This is a genomic window from Pseudomonas delhiensis, assembly GCF_900187975.1.
Classification (GTDB): domain Bacteria; phylum Pseudomonadota; class Gammaproteobacteria; order Pseudomonadales; family Pseudomonadaceae; genus Pseudomonas; species Pseudomonas delhiensis.
On the sequence record NZ_FZPC01000002.1, the window covers coordinates 273,367 to 280,131 of the forward strand.

The window sequence follows — 6,765 nt, forward strand, 5'->3', positions numbered from 1 at the left end:
CTCCTAGGAACGGAACAGACGGCTGTATTGCGATTCATGGGCCATGCTCGCCAGGGCCAGGCCGAAGGGCGCGCCACCGGGCGCGTCCTCCGCCAGCGCGGCGGCGCAGGCCCGCTCGAGTTCGGGGAGCAGGCGCGAGGTGAGCTTCTGCGCGGCCAACTGGCCCAGGGGCAGGGCCTTCATAAGCACCGCGAGCTGGTTCTCCGCCCAACTCCACAGCCAGGCGCCCAGGGCCTGCTCCGCATCCAGGCCCCAGGCCCGCGCGGCCAGGGCCCAGGTGGCGGCCAGGGAGGGCTCCGGCTGCGCGGCGAGCCAGGCGCGGGCCGCTTCGTCCAGTTCGGGCAGGGCCGCCAGCAACTGGGCGAGGGAGAAGCCCATCTGCCGGCTTTCCAGGGCCAGCTCGCGGGTCTCGCGGCTGGCGCGGTGGCGCTCGGCGGCGTCGCCCAGGGCCAGCCAGTCGGCGGCCAGCGCGGCGCGCAGCAGCTCGGCCAGCAGCGGGCCTTCGAAGCGCGCCAGGTTCAGCTGCAACTGGTCGGCCAGCCAGGCGAAGGCGCTTTCGGCGTCCGTCACCAGGCCGTGTTCCAGCGCCGCTTCCAGGCCCTGGGAATAGCTGTAGCCGCCGATGGGCAGCTGCGGGCTGGCGAGGCGCAGCAGGGGCCAGAGGCCCGGGCCGGTCACTTGCGTACCCCGAACTGGTGCAGCTTCGGCGCGTAGTTGAACTCCGCATCGCCCTGGTGCGAATGGTGGTGCCCGCCGCCGTAGGCGCCATGCTCGGGCTGGAACGGCGCCTCGATGCTTTCCACCGTGGCGCCCAACTGGTCGAGCATGGCCTTGAGCACGTAGTCGTCCAGCAGGCGTAGCCAGCCCTCCCCAACCTGCAGCGCCACGTGGCGGTTGCCCAGGTGGTAGGCGGCGCGGTTCAGCTCGCGCGGGCTGGCGCAGGTCACGTGCAGCAGTTGCTCGGGCGCGGCGCACACGCGCACCACGCGGCCGTCGTTGGCCAGCAGGCAGTCGCCATCGGCCAGCGGCGGCTGGCCGCGTTCGAGGAACAGGCCGACGTCCTCGCCGTCGCGGGCGTAGCAGCGCAGGCGGCTCTTGCTGCGCGCCTCGTAGTTCAGGTGCAGTTCGGCGTCCCAGCGGTCGCGGGGCTCGATGCGTTGGTGGATGACCAGCATGGCGGTGTCCGGCAGTAGGCAATGGCCGAGCTACAGCAAGGGCCTTGCCAGGGGCGGGCGCGGCTAGCAACGGCGGGGCCTGGGCGGGCTGTCCGAGTGATCAGGAATGGTGCGCGTGCGCGTTGCTGGTGCGCACGCAAATGGTGCGCACCAATGCGGGGCGGAATGGGCTTTTCGTAGGATCGAGGGGGGCGCCTAGCTCTTGCTCGCGAAGGGGGCTGGCCGGTGACGTTGGTGTTCGGGGTTGGCTCCATTCCCTCTCCCTAACCCTCTCCCTGAAGGGAGAGGGGACCGTTCGGTGTGCCTGGATGCTCTGGAGTTCGCCGGATGCTGTGATACCCGGCTGAAGCCTTGCTGTCAGCCGGCACGGACTAGCCCCCTCTCCCTTCAGGGAGAGGGTTGGGGAGAGGGGCGGAGTTGAACCAGAACTCAGGCATCACCGGCTGGTTCGCGAGCAAGCTCGCTCCTACAAGGAAGCCCCAGCCTCAGCCGCGCGGCTCGATGCCGTGCCAGTGCTTGGCGCCGATCATGATGAAGCGCAGCTGCTGGGTGACCTTGGCCTCGGGCGTCAGGTGCGCCGGCAGCGCCTCGGCCGGCGCGTCGATCAGCTCGGGCAGGGTGGCGAACACCGTCTTCACCACCAGGTCGGCGATCACGTCGAGGTCCCGGGGCTGCAGGTGCGGCAGCTTGTTGAGCAGCGCCAGGTCCGCCGCCAGGTCGTCGGTGATGCGCTGGCGCAGGGTGCCGATGGCCTGGCGGATGGGCAGCGAGCCGCCGTACTGCTCGCGGGCCAGGAACAGGAACTGGGTGCGGTTGGCGCTGACCGCGTCGAGGAAGATGCGCACCGAGGCCTCGATCACCCCGCCCAGCTCGAACTCGTTGCGCCGCACCACGCGCAGGGTCTGGCGGAAGGTCTCGTCGACGTCGGCCACCAGGGCCAGGCCGAGGGCGTCCATGTCGGCGAAGTGCCGGTAGAAGCCGGCCGGGACGATGCCGGCGGCGCGCGCCACCTCGCGCAGGCTCAGGCTGCCGAAGCCGCGGCCGCTGTCCATCAGATCGCGCGCGGCATCCATCAGGGCCTGGCGGGTCTGCTGCTTCTGTTCGGCGCGGGGAGAGGACATCGGGGCTTCCATGGCGTGGGGCACCGGCACTCTAGCAAATGGCCGGGGAAATCGGCGACTGTGCCTGCGACCTCAGTGAACGACTGTTGACTGAAAAGTGGCGGCATGCCAGTTTAGTGAACAAGTGTTTACTGTCTGGATGCCGTCCATGTCCCTGCTTCCCCTGGCCTGGCTGCGCGCCTTGCGCCCGCTGCTCGGCCCCCTGCGCGCGCTGGTGCGCCGGCATTGGCTGCGCGAGGCCGACGTCGATGCCGTGCTGGCCGCGTTCAACCCGGCCTGGGCGCTGAACCGGGTGTTCGCCCGCGTCGAAGGCCGCCAGTGGGTGGCCGACGACATGCTCGCCCTGCGCCTGCGGCCCAACGCCAACTGGCGCGGCGCGCGGCCGGGCCAGCACCTGCAGCTGTTCGTCGAGCACGACGGCGTGCGCCTGGGGCGCTGCTACAGCCTGATCGCCGAGGTGGACGGCTGCCTGGAGATCGCGGTGAAGCTGCAGCCCGGTGGGCGCGTCTCGCCGCTGCTGCTGGGCCGGCTGTGCGTGGGCGACGTGCTGGAGCTGGGCGCGCCGGGCGGCGAGCTGCACTGGCCGCAGGACGAGCGCGGCGTGCTGCTGCTGGCCGCCGGCAGCGGCCTGACGCCCTTGCTCGGCCTGCTGCGCCAGGCCCTGGCCGACGGTTACCGCGGCCCGGTGACGCTGCTGCACTACGTGCGCGAACGCAGCCAGCGCGCCTTCGTCGACGCCCTGCAGGCTCTGGCCCGCGAGTACCCCAACTTCAGCCCGCGCTGGGCCATCAGCGGCGGCGCGGCGGCGGCCGGCGAACTGCGGGGCCGCTTCCGCGCCGAGCACCTCGACGGCCTGGCCGGCGAGCACGTGCTGGCCTGCGGCCCGGCCGGCTTCGTTGGCGCCGTGCGCAGCACCCTCGCACCCCGCGCCGCCAGCCTGCAGTGGGAAGCCTTCAGCGCGCCGGCGTGGTCTACCGACGAGGCCCGCCGCGAGGTCCGCCTGCACTTCGCCCGCAGCGGCCGCCAGGCTGCCGGCGACAACCAGCGCAGCCTGCTGGCGCAGGCCGAGGCCGCCGGCCTGCGCCCGGCCCACGGCTGCCGCCAGGGCATCTGCGCCAGCTGCACCTGCACCCTGCTCGCCGGCAGCGTGCGCGACCTGCGCAGCGGCGCGCTGCACAGCGAGCCGCAACAGCCCATCCGCCTTTGCGTCAGCGCCCCGCAGGGCGACGTCAGCCTCGACCTCTAGCCTCTTTCGGAACCCCAGCATGCGCGAAGACCGCGACCTCACCCCGGCCGAGCTGGCCGCCTTCGGCGCCGAACTGGACGCCCTGCGCCAACGCACCCTGGACGACCTCGGCGCGGCCGACGCCCGCTACATCCGCCGCGTGCGCAGCGCCGTGCGTGCCTGCTGCTGGGGCGGCCGCGCCTTGCTGCTGCTCGGCTGGTCCGCGCCTACCTGGCTGCTCGGCAGCCTGCTCCTGGGCCTGGGCAAGGTCCTCGAGAACATGGAGCTGGGCCACAACGTCATGCACGGCCAGTACGACTGGATGAACGACCCGGAATTCGCCGGCCGCCAGTACGAATGGGACATCGCCGGCCCGGCCGATTTCTGGCGGCACACCCACAACCACATCCACCACACCTACACCAACGTCCTAGGCAAGGATGACGACGTCGGCTACGGCGTGGTGCGCCTGTTCCCCGAGCAGAAGTGGAAGCCCTTCTACCGCTGGCAGCCGCTGTGGGTGACGCTGCAGGCCGTGCTGTTCCAGTACGCCGTGGCCATCCAGCACCTGCGCCTGGACAAGTACTTCAAGGGCCGCCTGGGCAAGGACGAACTGCGCCCGCTGCTGCGCCAGTTCAATGCCAAGCTCGGCCGCCAGTGGGCCAGGGACTACCTGGCCTTTCCCCTGCTGGGGCTGCTCGGCGGTGGCTTCTGGGCAGTGTTCTGCGGCAACGCCCTGGCCAACCTGCTGCGCAACCTGTGGACCTTCACGGTGATCTTCTGCGGCCACTTCACCGAGAAGGCCGTGGTGTTCCCGGCCAGCGTGCTGCAGGGCGAGAGCCGCGGCCACTGGTACCTGCGCCAGCTGCGCGGCTCCAGCAACCTGGAGGGCGGGCCGCTGCTGCACCTGCTCACCGGCAACCTCAGCCACCAGATCGAGCACCACCTGTTCCCCGACCTGCCGGCGCGCCGCTACGCCGAACTGGCCCGCGAGGTGCGCCGGATCGCCGCGCGCTACGGGCAGACCTACAACAGCGGGCGCCTGTCGCGGCAATTCGCCACGGTACTGCGGCGGATCTGGGTCCACCGCTTGCCCTCCGCGGTCTGAGGCAAAATCCGGTTTGTAGGAATAGTCCTAAAAGTGACGTCAGTCGCCGAATGACACTCCCTTGGCATCAAGTGGCCATGTTTTAATCTGCCCCGGTTTTGTAATCGGATGTCGTACTCGAGGGATCGAAGGGATGCAGTCCATTTCCCGTTACTGGATGCCAGGCCTCGCCCTGGCCGTCGTTCTTGATGTTTCCGCCGCGCCCCTGCCCACCACCCCGGGCGACCGCGACCTGCAGCGCGACCGCCAGGAGCAGTTGCTGCGCGAACAACGGAAGCGCCTGGAAGAGCTGCAGCAGCTGCCCGGCAAGGCCGCGCCGCAGGCCCCCGCGGCGCAGCCGGCCGACACGCGCTGCTTCGACATCCGCGAGATCACCCTGGAAGGCGCCGGGCACCTCGCCGCCGCCACCCGCGAGCGCCTGCTGGCGCCCTACCGCGGCCAGTGCCTGGGCGTGGCCCAGCTCAACGAGCTGCTCCGGACGATCACCGATCACTACCTGGCCCGCGGCTTCGTCACCACCCGCGCCTACCTGCCGCAGCAGGACCTCTCCGGCGGCACGCTGAAGATCATCGTGGTCGAAGGCCGCCTGGAAGGCTTCGACGACTCCGCCGTGGCCAGCCCGCGGGAACTGGCCATGGGCTTCCCCGGCAAGGCCGGCGAACTGCTCGACCTGCGCGAGCTGGAACAGCTGGTGGACCAGGTCAACCGCCTGCCCTCGCGCCAGGCGCAGCTGGAGCTGGTGCCCGGCGAGCAGGTCGGCGGCAGCCGCGTGCAGCTGGCCGGCGAGCGCGGCAAACCCTGGCGCGTCTCGGCCTTCCGCGACAACAACGGCGACCGCAGCAGCGGCGAGCAGCAGGCCGGCCTGGGCCTGGACTGGGACAGCCCGCTGGGCCTGGCCGACCAGCTCGGCCTGCGGGTGGCCGAGGACGTGGTCAGCGACCACTGGAAGCACTCCGACAACCAGGGCCTGTTCTACAGCCTGCCCTACGGCTGGTGGACCTTCCGCTACAGCTACAACCAGAGCTACTACCGCACCCGCAACGAAGGCAGCGGCTTCGCCTTCAAGCTCGACGGCGACAGCCGCTCCCACCAGTTCGGCGCCGAGCGCGTGCTGCACCGCGACAGCCTGAGCAAGACCGCGGTCAACTTCGGCCTGGCCCACGTGCGCTCGAACAACTACATCGACGACGAGAAGATCGGCGTCTCCAGCAGCCAGATCACCGAGAGCCAACTGGGCTTCAACCATGGCCGGCGCATCGGCAGCGCCTTCGTCAACCTCGACGCCGGCTGGCAACAGGGCATAGGCGCGCTCGGCGCCCAGGGCGAGCACGAGCCGCGGCCGGGCCAGCCCCACGCCCGCTACGACAAGTACACCCTCACCCTCAGCTACCTGCAGCCCTTCCAGCTGTGGGGCGAGCACTTCAGCTTCGACGCCCTGGCCACCGCGCAGCAGAGCGAGGACGTGCTCTACAGCCCGCAGCGCATCAGCCTGGGTGGGCTCAACTCGGTGCGCGGCTTCAAGGACCAGAGCCTGTCCGGCGACAGCGGCTACTACTGGCGCAACCAGCTGCGCTGGCGCCGCCCGGTGACCTGGGCGGCGCTGCAGCCGTGGCTGCAGGAGTACGGCCTGGGCTACGGCTACGACTTCGGCGCCATCGAGCACGGCCGCCACAACCCCGAACTGCACGGCCGCCTGAGCGGCCACGCGCTGGAGTTCAACGCCCGCGGCCAGTACCTGGCCGCGACCCTGAGCTTCGCCCGCTCCCTGGAGCGGCCCGGCGTGATCGACAAGCGCGAACACCCGGTGTACTTCCGCGTCGACCTGTTCTTCTGATATTGCGCCCCGCGCCACGGAGACCGAGATATGGACATCCGCCGCCCCCTCCACCAGGCCATCGCCAGCGCCCTGGCCGGCCTCCTGTTCCTCAACCCCATAGTCGCGGCCGCGGCCCAGCTGGCGGTGGATGCGGCCGCCGGCAGCAACACACAGCTCGGCGCGGCAGGCAACGGCGTGCCCATCGTCAACATCGCCACGCCCAATGGCGCGGGGTTGTCGCACAACAAATTCAGCGACTACTCGGTGGGCCAGCAGGGCCTGATCCTCAACAACGCCACCGGCAAGACCGCCAGCACCCA

General features: G+C 70.7%; 7 protein-coding genes. 4 read left to right on the forward strand and 3 right to left on the reverse strand.

Annotated features, from left to right (window positions below; all coding sequences use genetic code 11):
• Window positions 1-3 precede the first annotated feature (3 nt).
• The 3 genes from CHC02_RS03065 to CHC02_RS03075 form a co-directional block, all read right to left on the reverse strand.
• Complete coding sequence (locus CHC02_RS03065; protein WP_089390042.1) at window positions 4-678, reverse strand: urease accessory protein UreF; 675 nt, start codon at window positions 676-678, stop codon at window positions 4-6.
• On the reverse strand, window positions 675-1,175 hold the full coding sequence (gene ureE / locus CHC02_RS03070; protein ID WP_089390043.1) for an urease accessory protein UreE: 501 nt from the start codon (window positions 1,173-1,175) through the stop codon (window positions 675-677). The genes CHC02_RS03065 and ureE overlap by 4 nt, the downstream gene beginning before the upstream one ends.
• Window positions 1,176-1,660: 485 nt before the next feature.
• Window positions 1,661-2,296: a TetR family transcriptional regulator gene (locus tag CHC02_RS03075; protein WP_089390044.1), complete on the reverse strand. Its 636-nt coding sequence runs from the start codon at window positions 2,294-2,296 to the stop codon at window positions 1,661-1,663.
• Between the two features lie 148 nt (window positions 2,297-2,444).
• Here CHC02_RS03075 and CHC02_RS03080 point away from each other — a divergent pair, with 148 nt between their 5' ends.
• From CHC02_RS03080 to CHC02_RS03095, 4 genes are all read left to right on the forward strand, one after another.
• On the forward strand, window positions 2,445-3,542 hold the full coding sequence (locus CHC02_RS03080) for a flavin reductase family protein (RefSeq protein WP_089390045.1): 1,098 nt from the start codon (window positions 2,445-2,447) through the stop codon (window positions 3,540-3,542).
• Window positions 3,543-3,561: 19 nt separating this feature from the next.
• Entirely contained in the window at window positions 3,562-4,629 is a 1,068-nt protein-coding gene (locus CHC02_RS03085) for a fatty acid desaturase family protein (protein WP_089390046.1), read from the forward strand.
• 133 nt (window positions 4,630-4,762) lie between these two features.
• Window positions 4,763-6,463 (forward strand): ShlB/FhaC/HecB family hemolysin secretion/activation protein, encoded by a 1,701-nt coding sequence (locus CHC02_RS03090; RefSeq protein ID WP_089390047.1) that lies wholly within the window; start codon window positions 4,763-4,765, stop codon window positions 6,461-6,463.
• A 30-nt stretch (window positions 6,464-6,493) separates the two neighbouring features.
• A partial coding sequence (locus CHC02_RS03095) for a filamentous hemagglutinin N-terminal domain-containing protein (RefSeq protein WP_141137686.1) occupies window positions 6,494-6,765 on the forward strand: 272 nt, incomplete at its 3' end.

Bases quoted from the DNA above. Each gene is read 5' to 3' on its own strand.
- CHC02_RS03085 (WP_089390046.1), top strand. From the start codon at position 3,562: ATGCGCGAAGACCGCGACCTCACCCCGGCCGAGCTGGCCGCCTTCGGC.
- CHC02_RS03090 (WP_089390047.1), top strand. From the start codon at position 4,763: ATGCAGTCCATTTCCCGTTACTGGATGCCAGGCCTCGCCCTGGCCGTC.
- CHC02_RS03080 (WP_089390045.1), top strand. From the start codon at position 2,445: ATGTCCCTGCTTCCCCTGGCCTGGCTGCGCGCCTTGCGCCCGCTGCTC.
- ureE (WP_089390043.1), bottom strand. From the start codon at position 1,175: ATGCTGGTCATCCACCAACGCATCGAGCCCCGCGACCGCTGGGACGCC.
- CHC02_RS03075 (WP_089390044.1), bottom strand. From the start codon at position 2,296: ATGTCCTCTCCCCGCGCCGAACAGAAGCAGCAGACCCGCCAGGCCCTG.